This window comes from Azospirillum oryzae, from assembly GCF_008364795.1.
In the GTDB taxonomy this organism is placed as follows: Bacteria; Pseudomonadota; Alphaproteobacteria; order Azospirillales; family Azospirillaceae; genus Azospirillum; species Azospirillum oryzae.
This window is the reverse complement of the sequence record NZ_VTTM01000007.1, coordinates 271,950-291,802: the sequence shown is the minus strand read 5'-3', so window position 1 is coordinate 291,802 and position 19,853 is coordinate 271,950. Positions and strand designations below refer to the sequence as shown.

17 protein-coding genes are annotated in these 19,853 nt (G+C 65.2%); 5 read left to right on the top strand and 12 right to left on the bottom strand.

Annotated elements, in window-relative coordinates:
• Window positions 1-9: 9 nt before the first annotated feature.
• The 4 genes from urtD to urtA all read right to left on the bottom strand — a co-directional run bounded on the left by urtD (window position 10) and on the right by urtA (window position 5,015).
• Window positions 10-756, bottom strand: coding sequence for an urea ABC transporter ATP-binding protein UrtD (gene urtD, locus FZ938_RS20185; protein WP_149200225.1), 747 nt, complete (start codon window positions 754-756; stop codon window positions 10-12).
• Between the two features lie 3 nt (window positions 757-759).
• Entirely contained in the window at window positions 760-1,911 is a 1,152-nt protein-coding gene (gene urtC, locus FZ938_RS20180) for an urea ABC transporter permease subunit UrtC (protein WP_149200224.1), read from the bottom strand.
• A gap of 4 nt (window positions 1,912-1,915) precedes the next feature.
• Window positions 1,916-3,538, bottom strand: a complete 1,623-nt coding sequence (urtB, locus tag FZ938_RS20175; protein WP_149200223.1) for an urea ABC transporter permease subunit UrtB — start codon at window positions 3,536-3,538, stop codon at window positions 1,916-1,918.
• A gap of 166 nt (window positions 3,539-3,704) precedes the next feature.
• On the bottom strand, window positions 3,705-5,015 hold the full coding sequence (gene urtA, locus FZ938_RS20170; RefSeq protein WP_149200222.1) for an urea ABC transporter substrate-binding protein: 1,311 nt from the start codon (window positions 5,013-5,015) through the stop codon (window positions 3,705-3,707).
• A 356-nt stretch (window positions 5,016-5,371) separates the two neighbouring features.
• Between urtA and FZ938_RS20165 the strand changes: the two genes are divergently transcribed.
• The 3 genes from FZ938_RS20165 (at window position 5,372) to FZ938_RS20155 (ending at window position 8,054) form a co-directional block, all read left to right on the top strand.
• Window positions 5,372-6,865, top strand: coding sequence for a L,D-transpeptidase family protein (locus FZ938_RS20165; RefSeq protein ID WP_149200221.1), 1,494 nt, complete (start codon window positions 5,372-5,374; stop codon window positions 6,863-6,865).
• 7 nt (window positions 6,866-6,872) lie between these two features.
• Window positions 6,873-7,253 (top strand): VOC family protein, encoded by a 381-nt coding sequence (locus FZ938_RS20160; protein WP_149200220.1) that lies wholly within the window; start codon window positions 6,873-6,875, stop codon window positions 7,251-7,253.
• Between the two features lie 141 nt (window positions 7,254-7,394).
• Window positions 7,395-8,054: a class I SAM-dependent methyltransferase gene (locus FZ938_RS20155; RefSeq protein ID WP_246799069.1), complete on the top strand. Its 660-nt coding sequence runs from the start codon at window positions 7,395-7,397 to the stop codon at window positions 8,052-8,054.
• Window positions 8,055-8,080: 26 nt separating this feature from the next.
• On the opposite strand, the gene FZ938_RS20150 is transcribed toward FZ938_RS20155, so the two are convergent.
• The 8 genes from FZ938_RS20150 to FZ938_RS20115 all read right to left on the bottom strand — a co-directional run bounded on the left by FZ938_RS20150 (window position 8,081) and on the right by FZ938_RS20115 (window position 17,134).
• The gene (locus FZ938_RS20150; RefSeq protein ID WP_149200218.1) at window positions 8,081-8,308 is read right to left on the bottom strand and encodes a formate dehydrogenase subunit delta; all 228 of its coding nucleotides are present in this window, start codon (window positions 8,306-8,308) and stop codon (window positions 8,081-8,083) included.
• A 31-nt stretch (window positions 8,309-8,339) separates the two neighbouring features.
• Window positions 8,340-9,167, bottom strand: a complete 828-nt coding sequence (fdhD, locus tag FZ938_RS20145; protein WP_149200217.1) for a formate dehydrogenase accessory sulfurtransferase FdhD — start codon at window positions 9,165-9,167, stop codon at window positions 8,340-8,342.
• Between the two features lie 35 nt (window positions 9,168-9,202).
• On the bottom strand, window positions 9,203-12,058 hold the full coding sequence (gene fdhF, locus FZ938_RS20140) for a formate dehydrogenase subunit alpha (RefSeq protein WP_149200216.1): 2,856 nt from the start codon (window positions 12,056-12,058) through the stop codon (window positions 9,203-9,205).
• Between the two features lie 24 nt (window positions 12,059-12,082).
• Entirely contained in the window at window positions 12,083-13,663 is a 1,581-nt protein-coding gene (locus FZ938_RS20135) for a formate dehydrogenase beta subunit (RefSeq protein ID WP_149200215.1), read from the bottom strand.
• Window positions 13,660-14,202 (bottom strand): formate dehydrogenase subunit gamma, encoded by a 543-nt coding sequence (locus tag FZ938_RS20130; protein ID WP_149200214.1) that lies wholly within the window; start codon window positions 14,200-14,202, stop codon window positions 13,660-13,662. The genes FZ938_RS20135 and FZ938_RS20130 overlap by 4 nt, the downstream gene beginning before the upstream one ends.
• Window positions 14,203-14,384: 182 nt before the next feature.
• Window positions 14,385-15,335 carry a LysR family transcriptional regulator gene (locus FZ938_RS20125; RefSeq protein WP_149200213.1) on the bottom strand — a complete coding sequence of 317 codons (951 nt, stop codon included), beginning with the start codon at window positions 15,333-15,335 and terminating at the stop codon, window positions 14,385-14,387.
• 19 nt (window positions 15,336-15,354) lie between these two features.
• On the bottom strand, window positions 15,355-16,239 hold the full coding sequence (locus tag FZ938_RS20120) for an SMP-30/gluconolactonase/LRE family protein (RefSeq protein ID WP_149200212.1): 885 nt from the start codon (window positions 16,237-16,239) through the stop codon (window positions 15,355-15,357).
• A gap of 142 nt (window positions 16,240-16,381) precedes the next feature.
• Entirely contained in the window at window positions 16,382-17,134 is a 753-nt protein-coding gene (locus FZ938_RS20115) for a hypothetical protein (RefSeq protein WP_149200211.1), read from the bottom strand.
• 274 nt (window positions 17,135-17,408) lie between these two features.
• Here FZ938_RS20115 and FZ938_RS20110 point away from each other — a divergent pair, with 274 nt between their 5' ends.
• Complete coding sequence (locus FZ938_RS20110) at window positions 17,409-18,992, top strand: AAA family ATPase (protein ID WP_149200210.1); 1,584 nt, start codon at window positions 17,409-17,411, stop codon at window positions 18,990-18,992.
• Window positions 18,993-18,995: 3 nt separating this feature from the next.
• Window positions 18,996-19,841 (top strand): hypothetical protein, encoded by an 846-nt coding sequence (locus FZ938_RS20105; protein ID WP_149200209.1) that lies wholly within the window; start codon window positions 18,996-18,998, stop codon window positions 19,839-19,841.
• The last annotated feature ends 12 nt before the right edge of the window (window positions 19,842-19,853 follow it).

The window sequence follows — 19,853 nt, the reverse complement described above, 5'->3', positions numbered from 1 at the left end:
GGTCTCCCGTCAGCGGCCGAGATAGGTGTCGATGACCTGTTGGTTGGCGCTGACCGCGTCCAGCGAGCCTTCGGCCAGGACCGAGCCTTCCGCCAGCACCGTCACCTTGACGCCGAGCGCGCGGACGAAGCTCATGTCATGCTCCACCACGATCACCGAATGCTTGCCGGCGATGCTGCACAGCAGTTCCGCCGTCTGTTCGGTCTCGGCGTCGGTCATGCCGGCAACCGGCTCGTCGACCAGCAGAAGCTTGGGGTCCTGGGCCAGCAGCATGCCGATCTCCAGCCACTGCTTCTGCCCGTGCGACAGGCTGCCGGCCTGACGGTTGCGCAGGGCCGACAGGCGGGTGATGTCGAGGATTTCCTCGATGCGGGACCGGTCGTCGCGGCTGATGGCGTAGGTCAGCGTCTTCAGCGGCCGGCGCGGGGCCTTCAGCGCCAGTTCCAGATTGTCCCACACCGTGTGCGGCTCGAACACGGTCGGGCGCTGGAACTTGCGGCCGATGCCGAGATTGGCGATCGCCGCCTCGCGCAGGCGGGTCAGGTCGGTGTCGCCCTCGAACAGGATGGTGCCGGTGTCGGGACGGGTCTTGCCGGTGATGACATCCATCATCGTCGTCTTGCCGGCGCCGTTGGGGCCGATGATCGCCCGCATCTCGCCGGGCATCATCACCAGCGACAGGCTGTTCAGCGCCTTGAAGCCGTCGAAGCTGACCGACACGCCGTCGAGATAGAGAAGGGTCGATTCCGCGCTCATGGGTCAGGCTCCCTTCTGGTCGGCTGTTTTGGCATTGGGAAGGGGCGAGGTCTTGTTGCGTCCGGGCAGTTTGGCCTTCAGCTGCGCGCCCAACCCCAGCAGCCCCTTGGGCAGGAACAGGGTGACCGCCACGAACAGGCCGCCCAGCGCGAACAGCCACAGCTCCGGCAGGGCGCCGGTGAAATAGCTCTTGCCCATGTTGACCAGCACCGCGCCGAGGATGCCGCCGGCAAGCGTGCCCCGCCCGCCGACGGCGACCCAGATCACCGCCTCGATCGAGCTGGCCGGGGCGAACTCAGACGGGTTGATGATGCCGACCTGCGGGACGTAGAGGGCTCCCGCCACGCCGGCCATGCAGGCCGACAGGGTCCAGGCGAACAGCTTGTAACTTTCGGTGTCGTAGCCCATGAAACGGACACGGCTTTCGGCGTCGCGCAGCGCCACCAGCACCTTGCCCAGCTTCGACCCGATGACGCCCGAGGCGATCATGTAGGACAGGGCGAGTGCGGCCACCGTCGCCACGAACAGGGTGACGCGGGTGGTGTCGGCCTGGATGTCGTAGCCGAGGATGTCCTTGAAGTCGGTCAGGCCGTTGTTGCCGCCGAAGCCCATGTCGTTGCGGAAGAAGGCCAGCAGCAGGGCGAAGGTCAGCGCCTGGGTGATGATCGACAGGTAGACGCCGGTGACGCGGCTGCGGAAGGCGAACCAGCCGAAGGCGAAGGCCAGCGCACCCGGCACCACCAGCACCATCAGCGCGGCGAACCAGAAATGATCGAAGCCCAGCCAGTACCAGGGCAGCTCCTTCCAGTTCAGGAAGACCATGAAGTCGGGCAGGACCGGATTGCCGTAGACGCCGCGCGGGCCGATCTGCCGCATCAGGTACATGCCCATGGCATAGCCGCCGAGCGCGAAGAAGGCGGCATGGCCGAGCGACAGGATGCCGCAATAGCCCCACACGAGGTCCAGCGCCAGCGCCAGCAGCGCGAAGCACAGGTATTTGCCCAGCAGCGAAACGGTGAAAACCGACAGGTGGAAGGGCGAGTCCGCCGGCACCCACAGCGTCATCACCGGAACCGCCACCGCCAGGATGGCGAGGATCGTCAGAACGATCCCGGCCTTGCGGTCCAGCCCCATCAGGAAAAAGCGCAGCAGCATCGGATCAGGCCTCCACCGCGCGGCCCTTCAGCGCGAACAGGCCGCGCGGACGCCGTTGGATGAACAGGATGATGAAGATCAGCACCAGGATCTTGCCCAGCACCGCGCCGGCGTAAGGCTCCAGGAACTTGTTGATGGACCCCAGCGTCAGCGCGCCGACCAGCGTGCCCCACAGGTTGCCCACCCCGCCGAACACCACGACCATGAAGCTGTCGATGATGTAGCCCTGGCCGAGGTTCGGGCTGACATTGTCGATCTGGCTCAGCGCCACCCCGGCCAGACCCGCGATGCCGGAACCGAGGCCGAAGGTCAGCGCGTCCACCCGCGCGGTGCGGATGCCCATGGCGTTGGCCATCGGCCGGTTCTGCGTCACCGCGCGGATCGACAGGCCGAACCACGTGCGCTTCAGCGCCACCAGCAGAGCGCCGAAGACGGCGAAGGCGAAGATGACGATCCACAGCCGGCCGTAGGTGATGGTCAGGCCGCCCAGTTCGAAGGCGCCGGACATCCAGCTCGGCGCGCCGACCTCGCGGTTGGTCGGGCCGAAGATGGAGCGCACCGCCTGCTGGAGCGCCAGCGACAGGCCCCAGGTGGCAAGCAGCGTTTCCAGCGGACGGCCGTAGAGCCAGCGGATCACGCTGCGCTCGATGATGATGCCGACGCCGCCGGACACGATGAAGGCGGCGGGCAGCGCCACCAGGATCGACAGGTCGAACAGGCCGGGGGCATGGGCGCGGAAGAACTCCTGCACCAGGAAGGTGGTGTAGGCGCCGATCATCACCATCTCGCCATGGGCCATGTTGATGACGCCCATCACGCCGAAGGTGACGGCCAGCCCGATGGCGGCCAGCAGCAGCACCGAACCCAGCGACAGCCCGTACCAGAGATTCTGCAGCGCGGCCCAGAAGGCCAGCTTCTGTTCCAGGGTGGAGACGGCGGCGGCGGCCGAGCGCTTGGTGACGTCGGACGCGCCGGAACCGGCGACCATGTTCAGCAGCACCAGCGCGTCGCGGTCACCGCGGGCGGCCAGCGTGTCGGTCGCCGACTGGATTTCGGCATCGCTCATCTTCGACGCGGCCTCGCCGGTCAGCAGGATGGCGGCGCGCGCCTGCTCCATGGCGGCGCGGACGCTCTTGTCCTGCTCCTTGGCGATGGCGGCGTTCAGTGTCTCCAGCGCCTGGGCGTCGCGGCTCTTGAACACCGCATCGGCGGCGGAGCGGCGGACGCCGGTATCGGGGCTCATCAGGGTGAGGGCACCCAGCGAGGCGCTGATGGCGCGACGCAGCGAATTGTTGATGCGGATTTTCTCGACCGCGGCGGCCGGCGCATCGCCGAGCGCGGCGCGGGTCAGCGGGTCGGTCAGGGTGAAGGCGTCGCCGGCCTTGCGGGCGACGACCACGGTGCCGTCGGCCTTGCGCACATAGAGGTCGCCGGCCTGGAGCGCCTCGATCACCGGCACGGCGGCCGGGTCGCCGGCCTCCGACAATTGCGCCAGGGCCTTTTCGGTTCCGGAATAGCCGCCGCTGCCCAGGGCCTGGACGAGTGGACGGAGGTCGGCGGCAAGGGCGGCGGTCGATGTGGCGACCACCACACAGACGGCCATCAGCCAGCGGAGAGCGCGTCGCATCGCGGGTCCTTCGGTGCGGGGGGCTAACAGCGCGAAACGCTTGCCCCCACCCCGGCCCTCCCCCGCTTCGCAAGGGAGGGAGAGATCCCCTCCCCCGCCCAGCGGGGGAGGGTTAGGGTGGGGGCAAGCGTCGCGACCACTCAAATCAGAGGACGGACACCAGCCCTCACGACCCCTTGCCGCCGCACTTGCCGGTCTTCACGTTGAAGTTGCCGCAGGACATCGGCTTGCGCCAGTCGGCGATCAGGTCCTTGCTGTCCGGCAGATAGTCCGACCACTCGTCGCCCGGGACGAGGCCCGAGGTCTTGGAGACGACGTCGAACTGGCCGTTCTCCTGCACTTCGCCGATCAGGACCGGCTTGGTGATGTGGTGGTTCGGCAGCATCGCCGAATAGCCGCCGGTCAGGTTGGGGACCGACACGCCGACCATGGCGTCGATGACCTTGTCCGGCTCGGTGGTGCCAGCCGCCTCGACCGCCTTCACCCACATGTTGAAGCCGATATAGTGGGCTTCCATCGGGTCGTTGGTGACGCGCTTGTCGTTCTTGGTGTAGGTCTTCCAGGCCTTGATGAAGTCGCTGTTGGCCGGCGTCTCGACCGACTGGAAGTAGTTCCAGGCGGCCAGATGGCCCAGCAGCGGCTTGGTGTCGATGCCGGCCAGCTCTTCCTCGCCGACCGAGAAGGCGACGACCGGAATGTCCTGCGCCTTCACGCCCTGGTTGCCCAGTTCCTTGTAGAAGGGAACGTTGGCATCGCCGTTGATGGTGGAGACGACGGCGGTCTTCTTGCCGGCCGACCCGAACTTCTTGATGTCCGCCACGATCGACTGCCAGTCGGAATGACCGAACGGCGTGTAGTTGATCATGATGTCCTCGGGCTTGACGCCCTTGCCCTTCAGGTAGGCTTCGAGGATCTTGTTGGTCGTGCGCGGATAGACGTAGTCGGTGCCGGCAAGCACCCAGCGCTGGACCTTTTCCTTCTGCATCAGGTAATCGACGGCCGGGATCGCCTGCTGGTTCGGCGCGGCGCCGGTGTAGAAGACGTTGCGCGAGGACTCCTCGCCCTCATACTGGACCGGGTAGAAGAGGATGTTGTTCAGTTCCTCGAACACCGGCAGCACCGACTTGCGGCTGACCGAGGTCCAGCAGCCGAACACGGCCGACACCTTGTCCTTGCTGATCAGCTCGCGCGCCTTCTCGGCGAACAGCGGCCAGTTGGAGGCCGGATCGACCACCACCGGCTCCAGCTTCTTGCCCAGCAGGCCGCCCTTCTTGTTCTGCTCGTCGATCAGCATCAGCATGACGTCCTTCAACGTCGTCTCGCTGATCGCCATCGTGCCGGACAGGGAATGCAGGATGCCCACCTTGATGGTGTCGTCCGCTGCCTGGGCCGGCATCGCGAAGGACGCCATCGCGCCCATGGCCAGACCGGCCAGCGCGCTGATCCCGAAGCTGGACGTCAGTTGCTTGGTCCGCATGAAGTTGCCCCCTTCCTTTGGCGCCCCGGTTGCTCCGGGGCTTCGCCACATCGTCGAGGGAAAAGTTACCGCGCATGCGAAAGGCGGTATCTACGTCAAATGACACATACGGCCACGCTCCGGCCCTTCCGGTCCTACATCGGACGAAGGTTCGGAATAAAACCGGTGCCGCGGCGTCCAACCGTCGTAATCAGGGCGTGTAACGGCCATAGCCGCCCCCGAGTGACTGGGCGATGCACGGGAGCAACAGTGTGAACAGCAGAGCTGCCGACACCAAATGTCGCTTGCGGATCGTGGAAGGCTCATCGAAGGATACAACGCTCGATCCTTTCCGTTCACGTTCCGGTCCCATCGCCATGCATGATCTCCGCCGCCCGATGTCCCGCCGCTCCGCCGCCTTCTGCCTGGTCGGCGGATTGGTCGGCGTTGTCCTGAGCGGTCCGGTGCTGGCCGCAGCGGCGAAGGAGGCGGCGCATGCCGCCAAGCCGCCGCTGGTCGCCGGCTGGGCCGCGGCGCTGGAACAGCGCGCGCAGGAAATCCAGAACGCGCCCAAGGCGCCGGCCACCCGCATCGGCTACGGCGCCGTCGTCAAGAAGGGCGACGGCGGCATGGTCGAGGGCGTCGCCCCGGCGATGGACGTGCCCCCCGCCGACGTGCAGGCGCAGGCCCCCACCCTGCCCGGCCTCGCCCCAGTCGAGCCGGCGCCGCCGGTGGTGATCACCGTGCGCTCGCCGCTGGCCGACCGCGTCGGCAAGGTGTCGCGCCGCCTGATCGAGCTGGGCTATCTGCCCGCCGACAAATGGACCGACAGCTTCAACGACGATGTCGAGGTGGCCGTGCGCGCCTTCCAACTCGCCGAGGGGCTGCAGCCCGACGGCAAGGTGGGCGAGGTGACGCGCCAGGCGTTGGACCGCACCCCGGCGCAGACCGTGGCGCTTCTGCGCCGCGCCGCCGCGGCGATGCGGGCGCAGCAGGCCTCCATCCCCGACACCACCATCCTGGTCAACCTGCCCGGCCAGTCCGTCACCCTCATCGAGCATGGACGGCCCAGCTTCACCATGCGGGCGGTGGTCGGCCGGCCGTCGCGCAAGACGCCGCTGCTGCAGGACAAGGTGACCAGCGTCACCATCAACCCGACCTGGACCGTCCCGCCGACGGTGCTGAGCGAGGACAAGCTGCCGGCCCTGCGCAAGAAGGGCACAACCGGCATCAAGAACGCAGCCGTCTATCTGGACGGGTCGGAGGTCGCCAACACCCAGTCGGTCAACTGGTGGTCTGTCGATCCCGGGCGCGTGCGCATCGTCCAGAAGCCGGGCGACGACAACGCGCTGGGCCGCTTCCGCTTCAACCTGACCAACGGCGACGGCATCTTCCTGCACGGCACCAACGATCCCAAGCTGTTCAGCCGCGACCTGCGCGCCGCCAGCTCCGGCTGCGTGCGGCTGGAGGATGCCCGGATGATGGCGGAGACGCTGCTGGGCGCCGCGAAGATGACGCCGGCCAGCATCGGCCAGCAGCTCGACACCGGGGAGACCAAGACGATCCGGCTGCCGAACGCCATCCCCGTGCGCTTCGTCTACTGGAACGCCTCGGTCGACACCGCCGGCGTGGTGCGCGTCCACCCCGACATCTACGAGGATCCGCCCACGCTGGCGACGCCGTCCGGCCAGTCGGGCGCGGCGATGTCGGCCAATCCGGCGGCGGCCAATCCCGTGACGCCGGTCTCGGCGCCGCGCCCGCTGTCGAAGCCGGCGCCGCTGCCGGTCCCGGCCGCCCATGCGCCGACGCCGCTGTCCTCCGCCTCCACCCCCGCTCCGGCCAAGCCGCTGCCGACGGCGACCGGCATGTGAGGCCGGGATGCGGATCGCCCGGATCGACCATCTCGTGCTGACGGTCGCCTCCATCGAGGCGACCTGCGCCTTCTACAGCGACGTGCTGGGGATGGAGGTCGTCACCTTCGCCGGCGGCCGCCGCGCCCTGTCCTTCGGCGCGCAGAAGATCAACCTGCACGAGGTCGGGCGGGAGTTCGAACCGAAGGCCGCCCGGCCCACCGCCGGCAGCGGCGATTTCTGCCTGATCGCCGACACGCCGCTGGAGGAGGTGATCGCCCATCTCCAGGCCCGCGACATCGCCATAGAAGAAGGCCCGGTGAACCGCACGGGCGCCACCGGGCCGATCCGTTCCGTCTATTTCCGCGACCCCGACGACAATCTGGTCGAGATCGCCAATTACGTCTGAGGGTCCGCTTCGAGGCACACCGGAAGGATCGAGGTCGCCATGCCGATTCATCACTCTTCCAGAGGTTACGAGACCGGTGCCGGGGCCTATGTCAGAGGCCGACCAAGCTACCCGCCCGAGACCGCCGAATGGCTTCGCGACGTGCTGGGCGCCGGCCCTGGACGGAAGGTCCTGGAGGTCGGCGCCGGCACCGGCAAATTCGTGGCCATGCTGAAGGAGTGCGGAGGAGAGATCGCCGCCGTCGAACCGGTCGCCGGTATGCGCGAGCAACTGGTCCGGGCCTTTCCAGACATCACCGTCATGGCGGGAACCGCGGAGTCCATTCCGCTGCCGGACGGTTCCGTCGATGCCGTGGTCTGCGCGCAGGCCTTTCACTGGTTCGCCACAGCGGCCGCCTTGCAGGAATTTCACAGAGTCCTGGCACCGGGCGGCGCGCTGGGGCTGATCTGGAACGTACGGGATGAGAGCAAGCCCTGGGTGGCGGCGCTGACCGCCATCACAGACCCTTGGGAGGGCGATACCCCGCGCTATCGGACCGGCAACTGGCGCCGGGTCTTCCCCGCACCGGGCTTCGAGCCTATCGACGAGCGCCATGTCCGGCATGCCCATATCGGAAGCCCGGAAGACGTCATCGTCAAGCGCACGCTTTCGGTCAGCTTCATTGCGGCGCTGCCTCCGGAACGGCAGACGGACGTCGAGCGCGCAACCCGCGCGCTGATCGCCCGCACGCCCGAACTGACGGATCGCGCCGAGATCGCCTTTCCCTACGAAACGGTCATGTTCGCCTTCCGCAAGGTCTGACGGAACCCGGTCGCGACCGCTTCGCCTCAGCGTGCCTGCAGCATTCCCACCGCGCCGCGCGCGATTTCGTGCAGGTCGGTTTCGCCGCCGGACTGGACATGGGCGAACAGGCCGGCGCGCATGCGCGGATCCCAGAATTTGCGGATGTGGGTCGCCGTCTCGGTCACCGCCTCCTCACGCGGATAGGTGGCGAAGTGGACGGCGATCTGGTTCGCCATCCGGACCAGATCCTTGGCATGGTTCGTGTGGCTCATCGGTGTCTCCATTGGCGAAACGATGTTGGGTTCAGCGGAACAGGATGACGGTGTCGCGGCGCGACAGCGCACCCAGGGTCAGGTTGGCGTTGCGCGCCAGTTCCAGCGCCAGCGCCGTCGGCGCCGAGATGGTCGCCAGCAGCGGGATGCCCACCGCGGCGGTCTTCTGCACCAGTTCGAAGCTGCAGCGGCTGGTCATCACCACAAAGCCGCCGGCCGGATCGGCACCCGAAGCGGCGATGGCGCCGATCAGCTTGTCGAGCGCGTTGTGGCGGCCGACATCCTCGCGGGCCAGCCGGATGCTGCCGTCGGGCGCGCACCACGCGGCGGCATGGACCGAACGGTTGGCCCGGTTCATCGGCTGGTGGTCCGGCAGGGCACGGAAGGCGGCGGCCACGGCGGCCGGCTCCACCTCCAGCGAGGTTTCGATCTTGCGGGGCTCCCGAACGGCGTGGACAAGACTGTCCACGCCGCACAGGCCACAGCCGCTCCGCCCCTCCATGGAGCGGCTGCGCAGGCTTCCGCGCAGGAGACGCAACGGGTCGACCGTCAGGTTGAGGACGAAGCCCAGCGGCGTTTCCCGCACGGCGATTTTCTCGATATCGGCGGCGGTCCCGACGATCTCCTCGGCAAGGCTGAAGCCCAGCGCGAAGTTTTCCAGATCGGCAGGGGTCGCCATCATCACGGCGTGGGACCGGCCGTTGTATTCGAAAGCGACCGCGGTTTCCTCCGGCACCTGCCATTCGACGTCCGCCCCCTCCTCCATCCCGACACCGGCGGCAAAGCCGGTGCCGGTGACGGCGATGGAGCACATGAGGCTGTCGTCGGGACGGATGGAACCAGAAGGCATCGCGGTCATGCTTCCCACTCCTCAGGCCGTTACTCGGCGGCGCGTTACTCGGCGGCGATGACGTTGGCGGCGGCGATGCGCTTGCGCTCGACGTCGTTCTTCGCGTAGTCGACCTGCCAGTCCGACGGCTGGTTGCTGCGGGCGACCTGCACCGCCGTCACCTTGTATTCGGGGCAGTTGGTCGCCCAGTCCGAATTCTCGGTGGTGATGACGTTGGCCCCGGTCACCGGGTGGTGGAAGGTGGTGTAGACGACGCCGGCCGGCATGCGGTCGGAGATGACGGCGCGCAGCGTCGTGGCCCCCATGCGGCTGGCGAGCGACACCATGTCGCCGTCCTTGACGCCGCGGATCTCGGCATCCACCGCGTTGATCTCCAGCACGTCCTCCGGATGCCAGGCCACATTGGCGGTGCGGCGGGTCTGGGCGCCGACATTGTAGTGGGCGAGGATGCGGCCGGTGGTCAGCACCAGCGGATACATCCGCGTCGTCCGCTCGTCGGTCGGCACATATTCGGTGATCACGAAGCGGCCGAGACCGCGGGCGAAACTCTCCTCGTGCATGATCGCCATGCCGGTGTCGTCGTCCTCGAAGCCGGTGCAGGGCCACTGGACGCTGCCGACGCGGTCGAGCTTCTCGAAGCTGACGCCGCGGAAGGTCGGGGTCAGCCGGGCGATCTCGTCCATGATCTCCGACGTGGTCTCGTAATGCATCGGGTAGCCCATCGCCGTCGCCAGCGCGCAGGCGACCCAATGCTCGTCCTTGCCGACCTTGGACGGCATCGCCTTGCGGACGCGGTTGATGCGGCGCTCGGCGTTGGTGAAGGTGCCGTCCTTCTCCAGGAAGGAGGTGCCGGGGAAGAAGACGTGGGCGAAGGCCGCCGTCTCGTTCAGGAACAGGTCCTGGACGATGACGATGTCCAGGGCTTCCAGTGCCGAGGTGACGTGGGTGGTGTTGGGATCGGACTGGACGATGTCCTCGCCCTGCACGAACAGGCCGCGGAAGCTGCCGTCATGCGCGCTGTCGAACATGTTGGGAATGCGCAGGCCGGGCTCCGGATCCAGCGTGACGCCCCAGGCCGCCTCGAACTCCTGGCGGACGGCGTCGTCCGAGACGTGGCGGTAGCCCGGCAGCTCGTGCGGGAAGGAGCCCATGTCGCAGGAGCCCTGCACGTTGTTCTGGCCGCGCAGCGGGTTCACGCCGACGCCCTCGCGGCCGATGTTGCCGGTCGCCATCGCGAGGTTGGCGATTGCCATCACCGTGCTGGAGCCCTGGCTGTGCTCGGTCACGCCCAGGCCGTAGTAGATCGCGGCGTTGCCGCCGGTGGCGTAGAGGCGGGCGGCGGCGCGGACCTGATCGGCCGGAACGCCGGTGCGCGATTCCAGATATTCCGGCGAGTTGCGGTGCTCAGCGATGAACGCCTCCCACTTCGCGAACTCCTTGGGATCGCAGCGCTCCTCGACGAAGGCGCGGTTCACCAGCCCCTCGGTGACGATGGTGTGGGCGATGGCATTCACCACGGCGACGTTGGTGCCGGGCTGGAGCTGCAGATGGTACTCGGCCTGGACGTGCGGGCTGCGCACCAGATCGATGCGGCGCGGATCGATGACGATCAGCTTGGCCCCGGCGCGCAGCCGCTTCTTCATGCGCGAACCGAACACCGGATGGCCGTCGGTAGGGTTGGCGCCGATGACCAGGATGACGTCGGACTTGTCGACGCTCTTGAAATCCTGGGTGCCGGCCGAGGTGCCGAAGGTCTGCGACAGGCCGTAGCCGGTCGGCGAATGGCAGACGCGGGCGCAGGTATCGATGTTGTTGGTGCCGAAGGCGGCCCGGATCATCTTCTGGACGACATAGACCTCCTCGTTGGTGCAGCGCGACGAGGTGATGCCGCCGATGGAGCCCCGGCCATGCTTGGCCTGCACCGCCTTCAGCCGCTCGGCGGCGTAGGCCACCGCCTCTTCCCACGACACTTCACGCCACGGGTCGGTGATCCGCTCGCGCACCATGGGCTTCATGATGCGGTCCTTGTGGGTGGCGTAGCCCCAGGCGAAGCGGCCCTTGACGCAGGAGTGGCCCTCGTTGGCGCCGCCGTTCTTCCAGGGCGTCATGCGGACCACCGTGGTGCCCTGCAGCTCGGCCTTGAAGGAGCAGCCGACACCGCAATAGGCACAGGTGGTGATGACGCTGTGTTCGGGCTGGCCGTGCTCGATGATCGACTTCTCGGTCAGGGTCGCGGTCGGGCAGGCCTGGACGCAGGCGCCGCAGGACACGCACTCGCTGTCCATGAAGCTTTCCTTGGCGCCCGGCGACACCGACGACGCGAAGCCGCGTCCGTCGATGGTCAGCGCGAAGGTGCCCTGGGTCTCCTGGCAGGCGCGGACGCAGCGCGAGCAGACGATGCACTTGGAGGCGTCGAAGGTGAAGTAGGGGTTGCTTTCGTCCTTCGCGGCGGCGCGGTGGTTTTCGCCGTCGAAACCGTACCGCACGTTGCGCAGGCCGACGGCGCCGGCCATGTCCTGCAACTCGCAATCACCGTTGGCGGCGCAGGTCAGGCAGTCCAGCGGATGGTCGGAGATGTACAGCTCCATCACGCCGCGGCGCAGCTTCGCCAGCTTGTCGGTCTGGGTGTGGACCTTCATGCCGGGAGCGACGGGGGTGGTGCAGGAGGCCGGGGTGCCGCGGCGCCCCTCGATCTCCACCGCGCAGAGGCGGCAGGAGCCGAAGGGCTCCAGGCTGTCGGTGGCGCAGAGCTTCGGCACGGTGATGCCGGCGTCCATCGCGGCGCGCATCACGGAGGTGCCTTCGGGGACCGTGATGGCGCGGCCGTCGATCTCCAGCGTCACCAGGGTCTCGGAGACGCGGGCCGGGGTGCCGTAGTCGGTCTCGTGGATGAGGGTCATCTCGGGTGCTCCTGGGGTCGCTCGTTATTCGGCGGCGATGTGGGTGACGCGGACGGCCGGCGCCTTTTTGCGGAAGTCTTCCGGGAAGTGCTTCACGGCGCTGCGCACCGGATAGGGCGTCATGCCGCCCATGGCGCAGAGCGAGCCGTCCACCATCACGTCGCAGAGGTCGGCGAGCAGTTCGAGGTTCGCGTCGACGTTCTTGCCGGCGATGATCTTGTCCAGCGTTTCCATCCCACGGGTGGAACCGATGCGGCAGGGGGTGCACTTGCCGCAGGATTCCGCCACGCAGAACTCCATGGCGAAGCGGGCCTGCTGGGCCATGTCGACGCTGTCGTCGAAGACGACGATGCCGCCGTGGCCGACCATCGCCTCCTGCGCCGCGAAGGCCTCGTAGTCCTTGGGCAGGTCGAACTGGGAGGGCGGCAGATAGGCGCCGAGCGGACCGCCGACCTGCACCGCGCGGATCGGCCGGCCGGTGATGGTGCCGCCGCCATACTCGTACAGCAGTTCATGCAGGGTGATGCCGAAGGCCTTCTCGACGATGCCGCCGTTCTTGATGTTGCCGGCGAGCTGGAAGGGCAGCGTGCCGCGCGACCGGCCGACGCCGAAGTCGCGGTAATACTCGCCGCCCTTGTCGAGGATGATCGGCACCGAGCAGAGCGACAGCACGTTGTTGACCACGGTCGGCTTGCCGAACAGGCCCTCCAGCGCCGGCAGCGGCGGCTTGGCGCGCACCATGCCGCGCTTGCCTTCCAGGCTTTCCAGCATCGCGGTCTCTTCGCCGCAGATGTAGGCGCCGGCGCCGACGCGGACGTCGAGATGGAAGGTGCGGTCGGTACCGTGGATGTTGTCGCCGAGCCAGCCCTCGTCATAGGCGAGCTTGATGGCATGGCGAAGGATCGCCGTGGCGTGCGGGTATTCCGAGCGCATGTAGACATAGCCGGAGGTCGCCCCCACCGCGATGGCGGCGATGGTCATGCCCTCGATCAGGCAGAAGGGGTCGCCTTCGATGATCATGCGGTCGGCGAAGGTACCGCTGTCGCCTTCGTCGGCGTTGCAGCAGACGAACTTCTCGTCCGCCTTGGCCTGCATCACCGTGTTCCATTTGATGCCGGTGGGGAAGCCTGCGCCGCCGCGGCCGCGCAGGCCGCTGTCGGTGACGACCTTGACGATCTCCGCCTGGGACATCGCCAGCGCGTTCTCAAGGCCGCGGAAGCCGCCATGGGCACGGTAATCCTCGACCGACAGCGGGTCGATGATGCCGCAGCGGGCGAAGGTCAGCCGCTCCTGCTTCTTGAAATAGGGGATTTCCTCGGTCAGGCCGTGGCCGAGCGCATGGTCGCCGCCGGTCAGGAAGCCGGCGTCGAACAGGCCGGGGACGTCGGCGGGGGTGACCGGGCCGTAAGCGACGCGGCCTTCCGGGGTTTCCACCTCGACCAGCGGTTCCAGATAGAGCATGCCGCGCGAGCCGTTGCGGACGATGCGCAGCGGCAGGTCGCGCTTGGCGGCCTCGGCCCGGATGGCGGCGGCCACGGCGTCGGCGCCGACGGACAGGGCGGCGGAGTCGCGCGGGACGAAGACGGTGATCAGATGGCCGCTCATTGCGCGTGACCCTTATGGCTGTCCTTGTGGCTGAGGGCGCGGGGAATCTGGTTGTGGGCGGTCGGGTTGGCCCGCGTCTCGGCCGCCAGCTCGTCGAAGCGGTCCGGCGAGACCCGGCCGTGCAGGTTCTCGTCGATCATGACGGCGGGGGAGAGGGCGCAATTGCCGAGGCAGAAGACCGGTTCCAGCGTGAAGGCGCCGTCGGCGGTGGTGCCGTGGAAATCGACCTGCAGGCGCTTCTTGATGTGGTCGACCAGCGCGTTGGCGCCCATCGACTGGCAGGCCTCGGCCCGGCAGACCTTGATGATGTGGCGGCCGGGCTTTTCGCGGCGGAATTCGTGATAGAAGGAGACGACGCCATGCACGTCGGCGCGCGAGAGGTTCAGCTCCGTCGCCAGAAGGGGGATGGCCTGTTCGTCGATATAGCCGAACTCTTCCTGCAGGGCGTGAAGGATCGGCAGCAGGGCGCCGCGCAGATGCCGATTGTCTTCGACAATCGTCATGGCGCGCTCAGCGCTCCACGGATGGCAAGCGTTCACGGGTGTCCCTCCTTGCGATCGTCCGCGCCGCTCTTGAGGTCGGCGTCGTTCTGGCTTGGCTCTGTTGGCTTTTTCCAGGCGTCTCTCAGCGCCCGGCACCGTCAGAGTGGCGGAGGATACGGTATGCCAGCAAATTGTATTTTCCGATGGGCTGATAGCTTTTTGCTATCAAGAACGGCCCGTCAGCGGATCGCCACCCGCCAGGGAATCATCGCCTCGGCGATGCTGATCGCCACCCGCTGGGCGATGTCGGCATCGGATGCCGCCACCGCCAGTGCCCTGGCCAGCGGCGGCGGCGGGTCGCGGTCGGCGTAGGCGAGGCCGACGACGTGGCTCAGCTCCGGGTCGACCAGCGGCAGGGCGACGATGTCCGGATGCGGCGGAACGAAGGTCAGCAGCTGGCCGGGGACGATGCTGGCGCAGGTGCCGGCGCGGACGATGGTGTAGAGGGTAACGATGGAGTTGGTCTCCATCGCCGCCTGCACCGTCCGCCCGGTCATGCGGAAGGCGGTGTCGGCGATTCGGCGGTTCTGCATGTCGGGGGTCAGCAGGCAGAGCCGCAGGTCGGCGGCCTTCTCCCAGGCGACCGCGCCCTGGGCGACCAGCTCCTCCGGCAATTCATCGCGCCGGGCCAGCAGGTGATAGCGCTCGGTGTAGAGCGGCAGGGTGCGGACGTTGTTCAGCGGTTCGTTGTCGAGATAGGTGATGGCGGCGTCGAGTTCGAATTCGTCCAGCCCGCGCTGGATCTCGCGCGAACTGAGCGACACGACGCTGGAGCGGATGTGCGGGAAGCGCGTGGTGAAGGGCGTCAGCACATGCGGCACCACCGGCAGAGCCGTCGGGATGGCGCCCACCCGCAGATGGCCGGTGACGCCCTGGGCCAGGGCCAGCAGCTCGTGCCGCAGGTTGTCGCGCTCGCCGACGATCCGGCGGGCATATTCCAGCACCTTCATCCCCTCCGGCGTGAAGCCTTCGAACTTCTGGCCGCGCTCGACGATGGGGACCTGAAGCTCCTCCTCCAGCTGGCGGATGGCGTTGGAGAGGGTGGGCTGCGAGACGTGGCAGCTCTCCGCCGCGCGGCCGAAATGCTTTTCGCGGGACAGCGCCAGCAGATAGACAAACTTGCGGAACATCGCCGGCCGCCCTCCCCTCTCAAGCCGCCGGGTCGAAGGGCGGCACCGGCAGGCCCGGCACCTCCACCGCCATGGCGAACAGGCCGCCGGATTGCGGGAAGCGCTCCAACTCCTCGGCCGGGCGGCCGGCGCTGGCGGTGGTGACGTAGAGCGTGCGCAGCTCGGGACCGCCGAAAGCGACCATGGTCGGGCAGCGCGCCGGCAGCGGGTGTTCCGACAGCAGGCGGCCATCGGGGGAGAAGCGCGCGACCCGCCCGCCCTCATAGAGCGCCGTCCAATAGCAGCCCTCCGCATCCACCGCCGCGCCGTCCGGCCGACCGCGGTCGCCGTCCTTCGGCTCCAGCCGGAAGAAGACCTCGCCGTCGGAGATATCGCCGGTGGCCGGGTCGTAGCGGTAGCGCCACACGGTGAAGGTCGGCGTGTCGGCGTGGTACAGGGTCCGCCCGTCCGGGCTGAAGGCGAGGCCGTTGGAGGTCAGCAGCCCGCCGGCCAGAACCGCCAGCCCGCGCCGGTCATAGCGGTAGAGATGCGCCTTGCCGCCGGCCTTCGGCTCGTCCAGCGTGCCGGCGAGATAACGGCCGGCGGGATCGGTCTTGCCGTCGTTGAAGCGGCTGGCGCCCTGGTCCTCTGGATTGGCGGCGAGACAGGCGACCAACCCGCCCTCCCCGTCCAGCTGCCACAGGCCGGAGCGCAGGCCGACGATGAAGCCGCCGCCCTTGCGCGGGGCGACGCAGCCGATCTCCTCCGGCAGGGCCATCGCACGATTGGTGCCGGTGGCGGAATCGAAGCGGTTCAGCGCCCGGCCCTTGATGTCGACCCAATAGAGCGCCTGTTCGTCCACCGACCAGACCGGCCCCTCCCCCAGTTTGGCACGGGCGTCGAGCACGCAGGTGAAGGCGGTCATCGCGTGATCCTCAGTGTTCCAACGGACCCGCAGGGTCGGACAGAACGGCGGCGCGATCAACCCCGCGATTGGGGCCTTGCCGGCGGCGGGATGGAACAGCGTGGAACAGGATCGGGCGGATGTTCCATCGGCCGGCGAACCCCTACCGGCGATGGGAGACGGGACCGGCGGCGCGGCGGCCGACCGGGCCGGGGGTGAGGCCGGGAGAAGGAGCGTCGGGGGTGAGATCGCCGGGGTTGACGGCCCAGGGATAGAGCCCCGTCGGCCCCGCCGCCTCCGGCCGGGCCAGGATCGCGGCGACCCTCTCGGGGTTGGGCGGGATGCGCTCGCGCAGGGTGCCGGGGTGGTCGGCGGGGAGATCATCGTCGGGGTCGGGGACGGCGACGGCGGGGGGAGCCTCCGGCTTGGGGGCGGGCGGCTTGGGATCGGCCGGTTTGGGGGCGGGCGGCTGGTCGGGCCGGTCGTCGGAGCGCGCGGCCTGCCGCCGGGGCGCCGGGAGGTCGAGACCGGCGAACAGCCCCAGCCGCTCGGCCAGCCAGCGCACGGTTGACGGATCGCCGGCGGAGACCAGCCGCTCGATCTGCTCGGCGACCAGCATGCGGATCGAGGACAGGCGCAGCTCGGCCTCGCGGTTCAACGCCTGCCGTTCCCACCACACCCTGTGACGGAAATCCTGCGATCCGTAATAGGCGCGCCAGAGCGTGGTGCGGCTGCAGCCCATGGCGCGGGAGACATGGAGGAAGCTGCTGCCGCGCGCCAGCATGCCGGCGGCCATGATCCATTGCTCGTCGTGGAACTGCGACCCAGGAACCAGCGAGCCTTCGGCGGGCACCGGCGGCTCTTCGGCCCAGCGGGGGAAACGGTCGTCGGTGAAGCTGCGGCTGTCGAGGGGCATGGGGCGGCTCCGCGAATGGGTGGGCATTGCGGAGAGGGTATGGGAATTTGGTCCTGTTGTGGGGAGATTTTGGGAAAAGTGGAAGTTGGGCCCGAAGGAGGCGGCTGGTTCTTACACGAAGCGAACATGGCCACATCCAAGGTACAAGACATAAGAAGTGTCTATTTCAAGGGAAAAAAATGGAGCGGGGTCGACGAAAATATTATATTGTAGCTCAGGCACACCATCGTGAATTGTTTATTATACAGCATTTTTCAACTAAAGAGGGTTCCTAATGTTTAGAGTGGTTGATAGCTCCTCGATTGCCAGTTCAGGTGATGAGGTATTGCTGATCAAGGATAATTGGAACGATTGGTTTACTTGGGTTACCCAATTCTATGCAGTAGTAGTTGCAAAAGATGGCTCCCGCTTTGACATTGGCCATGTCAAAATCGCTTGCGTCGGCATGACGAAAGAAAATGCTATCACACAACTACCTGAGAAATTTCCCGAGTTGACCGACGGCTGGTTCTCCCTCGGACAGTCAGAAAATTATTATGAAACACTTAATAACTTGGGACACGAGTATCGAGACTGGTTCCTAAAATCTTTGAATGATTGCGCAAAATATCCGGTCTTGTTAGATCGGTACCAAGGGGAAGAAGTTCTGTATCGATCTTTGCTCCGTAGTATTGACCCACAGCGTGTTCGCAACCGCTTCCATCAGTTGGCTGAAGGCGATTCGGCGTTGACAGCTTTTGACTTCTCCTTTGAATTACCTAGTGACCCACGCGCGATTGATTCTCCTCCGACATTTGAATTCCAAGTTTCGCCCAAATCACAGCCGCCAACCAATGTACATGTTGTAATCGGGCGTAATGGCGTCGGTAAATCTCGCTGTTTTGATCTGCTCGCGCGATCTTTTCTTGATCTCAAAGCACCAAATGGCACATCTGCAGGTATTTTGGGATCCCATAAGACAGCGTCCAGCAATATTAACCAAAAAGGGCACGGCTTTGCCGGCTTGGTCACGGTTTCCTTTAGTCCATTCGACAAGTACGGCCCCCTGGTAAAACCACAGACTCAGCTTGAGGTTCGATATGCTTATGTGGGACTAATCCAGGAATCGGCCGAAGAGATTTCTTCGACTTCCAGTTCTATCGCAAATTTAGAGCCACTGACCATCAAGACTCAACGAAAACTTGCCGAAGATTTCGTAACTGGGATCATAGCGTGTAGAACTGGTGCTCGCCGTGAGCGATGGACTAAGGCATTACGCACTCTAGAAGTCGACCCATTGTTCAAAGAAGCCAATATTACTGCAATAGCTGATGATGATTCAGAAGAATGGGAGGATCGCGCTCGCCGCTTGTTCCGAAATCTAAGCTCTGGGCATAGTATAGTCTTGCTAATTATTACTAAACTTGTTGAGCTAGTTGAAGAACAATCATTGGTACTCATTGATGAACCCGAAGGGCATCTTCATCCTCCACTGTTATCAGCTTTCATCAGAGCGCTCACAGATCTATTGATTAATCGCAATGGCGTTGCAATCATTGCTACACACTCACCTGTTGTTCTGCAAGAGGTTCCAAAATCATGCGTCTGGCTTCTTAGCCGCTCTGGTCTGTCCAGTCGAGTGGACAGGCCATTGCATGAGACGTTTGGAGAAAATGTTGGTGTTCTCACCCATCAAGTGTTTGGACTTGAAGTTGTTCAGACTGGATTCTACCGTACTATCAGAGATTCAATAAAAGGTCGTTCATATGAGGACGTATTAAATCACTTTGACCAACAGCTCGGCGGAGAAGCTCGAGCACTAGCTCGCGCACTGACACTTACGCCTCGTGATGAAACTGCTGATGATTTGGATGATTAAAACATGTATACCTTAGAAAAGCCTGTGTTTGCGGTTTCTGATGTCTTGGCTATTTGCACTGGGGCAGTAGAAGACGCTGAGCTAAAAGCAAGGTTAATGGCAATAGAAGGAAATATCTCGGCAGTTGAACCGAATTACGATCTTATGGCCAAAAATCATGAGTTGCATTTATTGCCTCGGGTTGAATCAGTAGGTTCAGTATCTAAAGATGAACTTGTTTCTCTTTACTCAGATCACCTCAGCGCAACAAAAGGCGCAGCTCGTGCTATTTACGATGCGATCAAGAATGCTGCCCCTGGCAAACTTTGCCCACTCTGCAGCATCGGTGCAGTTGCACATCTTGATCATCATTTGCCTAAACGTAAATATCCAGACCTCTCTGTTCTTCCAATCAACTTGGTTCCTTCTTGTCATTTCTGTAACGACACCAAGAAGGCGCGCTTTCCTAAGAAAGTTAGCGAGCAAACCTTCCACCCCTATTATGACGCCCACCTTCTAGTTGATCAGTGGGTCACTGCCACTCTGGATCAGGGGCCGCCCCCAGTATTGGTGTTTGTCGCAAATGCGCCAACAACATGGTTAGAATCCGACCGTAAGCGCGTAGCGCGCCATTTCACGGTTTGCGGCTTAGCAACAACGTTCACTGTAAATGCAAACAATAGGCTATCATCACTGAAAGAAAGGCTAATATCACTCGAAAATATCGGTGGATCTGAACAAGTTCGGAAATATCTTGCCGAGGAGCGCGACGCATATGCAAAAAAGCGCAACAGTTGGGAACATGTTTTATATCAGACACTTGAATCTGATAACTGGTTTGTCAACGGAGGCTTCCATGATATTCCATGACTTCCCAATGTT

Bases quoted from the DNA above. Each gene is read 5' to 3' on its own strand.
- urtD (WP_149200225.1), bottom strand. From the start codon at position 756: ATGAGCGCGGAATCGACCCTTCTCTATCTCGACGGCGTGTCGGTCAGC.
- urtC (WP_149200224.1), bottom strand. From the start codon at position 1,911: ATGCTGCTGCGCTTTTTCCTGATGGGGCTGGACCGCAAGGCCGGGATC.
- urtB (WP_149200223.1), bottom strand. From the start codon at position 3,538: ATGCGACGCGCTCTCCGCTGGCTGATGGCCGTCTGTGTGGTGGTCGCC.
- urtA (WP_149200222.1), bottom strand. From the start codon at position 5,015: ATGCGGACCAAGCAACTGACGTCCAGCTTCGGGATCAGCGCGCTGGCC.
- FZ938_RS20165 (WP_149200221.1), top strand. From the start codon at position 5,372: ATGCATGATCTCCGCCGCCCGATGTCCCGCCGCTCCGCCGCCTTCTGC.
- FZ938_RS20160 (WP_149200220.1), top strand. From the start codon at position 6,873: ATGCGGATCGCCCGGATCGACCATCTCGTGCTGACGGTCGCCTCCATC.
- FZ938_RS20150 (WP_149200218.1), bottom strand. From the start codon at position 8,308: ATGAGCCACACGAACCATGCCAAGGATCTGGTCCGGATGGCGAACCAG.
- fdhD (WP_149200217.1), bottom strand. From the start codon at position 9,167: ATGACCGCGATGCCTTCTGGTTCCATCCGTCCCGACGACAGCCTCATG.
- fdhF (WP_149200216.1), bottom strand. From the start codon at position 12,058: ATGACCCTCATCCACGAGACCGACTACGGCACCCCGGCCCGCGTCTCC.
- FZ938_RS20135 (WP_149200215.1), bottom strand. From the start codon at position 13,663: ATGAGCGGCCATCTGATCACCGTCTTCGTCCCGCGCGACTCCGCCGCC.
- FZ938_RS20125 (WP_149200213.1), bottom strand. From the start codon at position 15,335: ATGTTCCGCAAGTTTGTCTATCTGCTGGCGCTGTCCCGCGAAAAGCAT.
- FZ938_RS20120 (WP_149200212.1), bottom strand. From the start codon at position 16,239: ATGACCGCCTTCACCTGCGTGCTCGACGCCCGTGCCAAACTGGGGGAG.
- FZ938_RS20115 (WP_149200211.1), bottom strand. From the start codon at position 17,134: ATGCCCCTCGACAGCCGCAGCTTCACCGACGACCGTTTCCCCCGCTGG.
- FZ938_RS20110 (WP_149200210.1), top strand. From the start codon at position 17,409: ATGTTTAGAGTGGTTGATAGCTCCTCGATTGCCAGTTCAGGTGATGAG.
- FZ938_RS20105 (WP_149200209.1), top strand. From the start codon at position 18,996: ATGTATACCTTAGAAAAGCCTGTGTTTGCGGTTTCTGATGTCTTGGCT.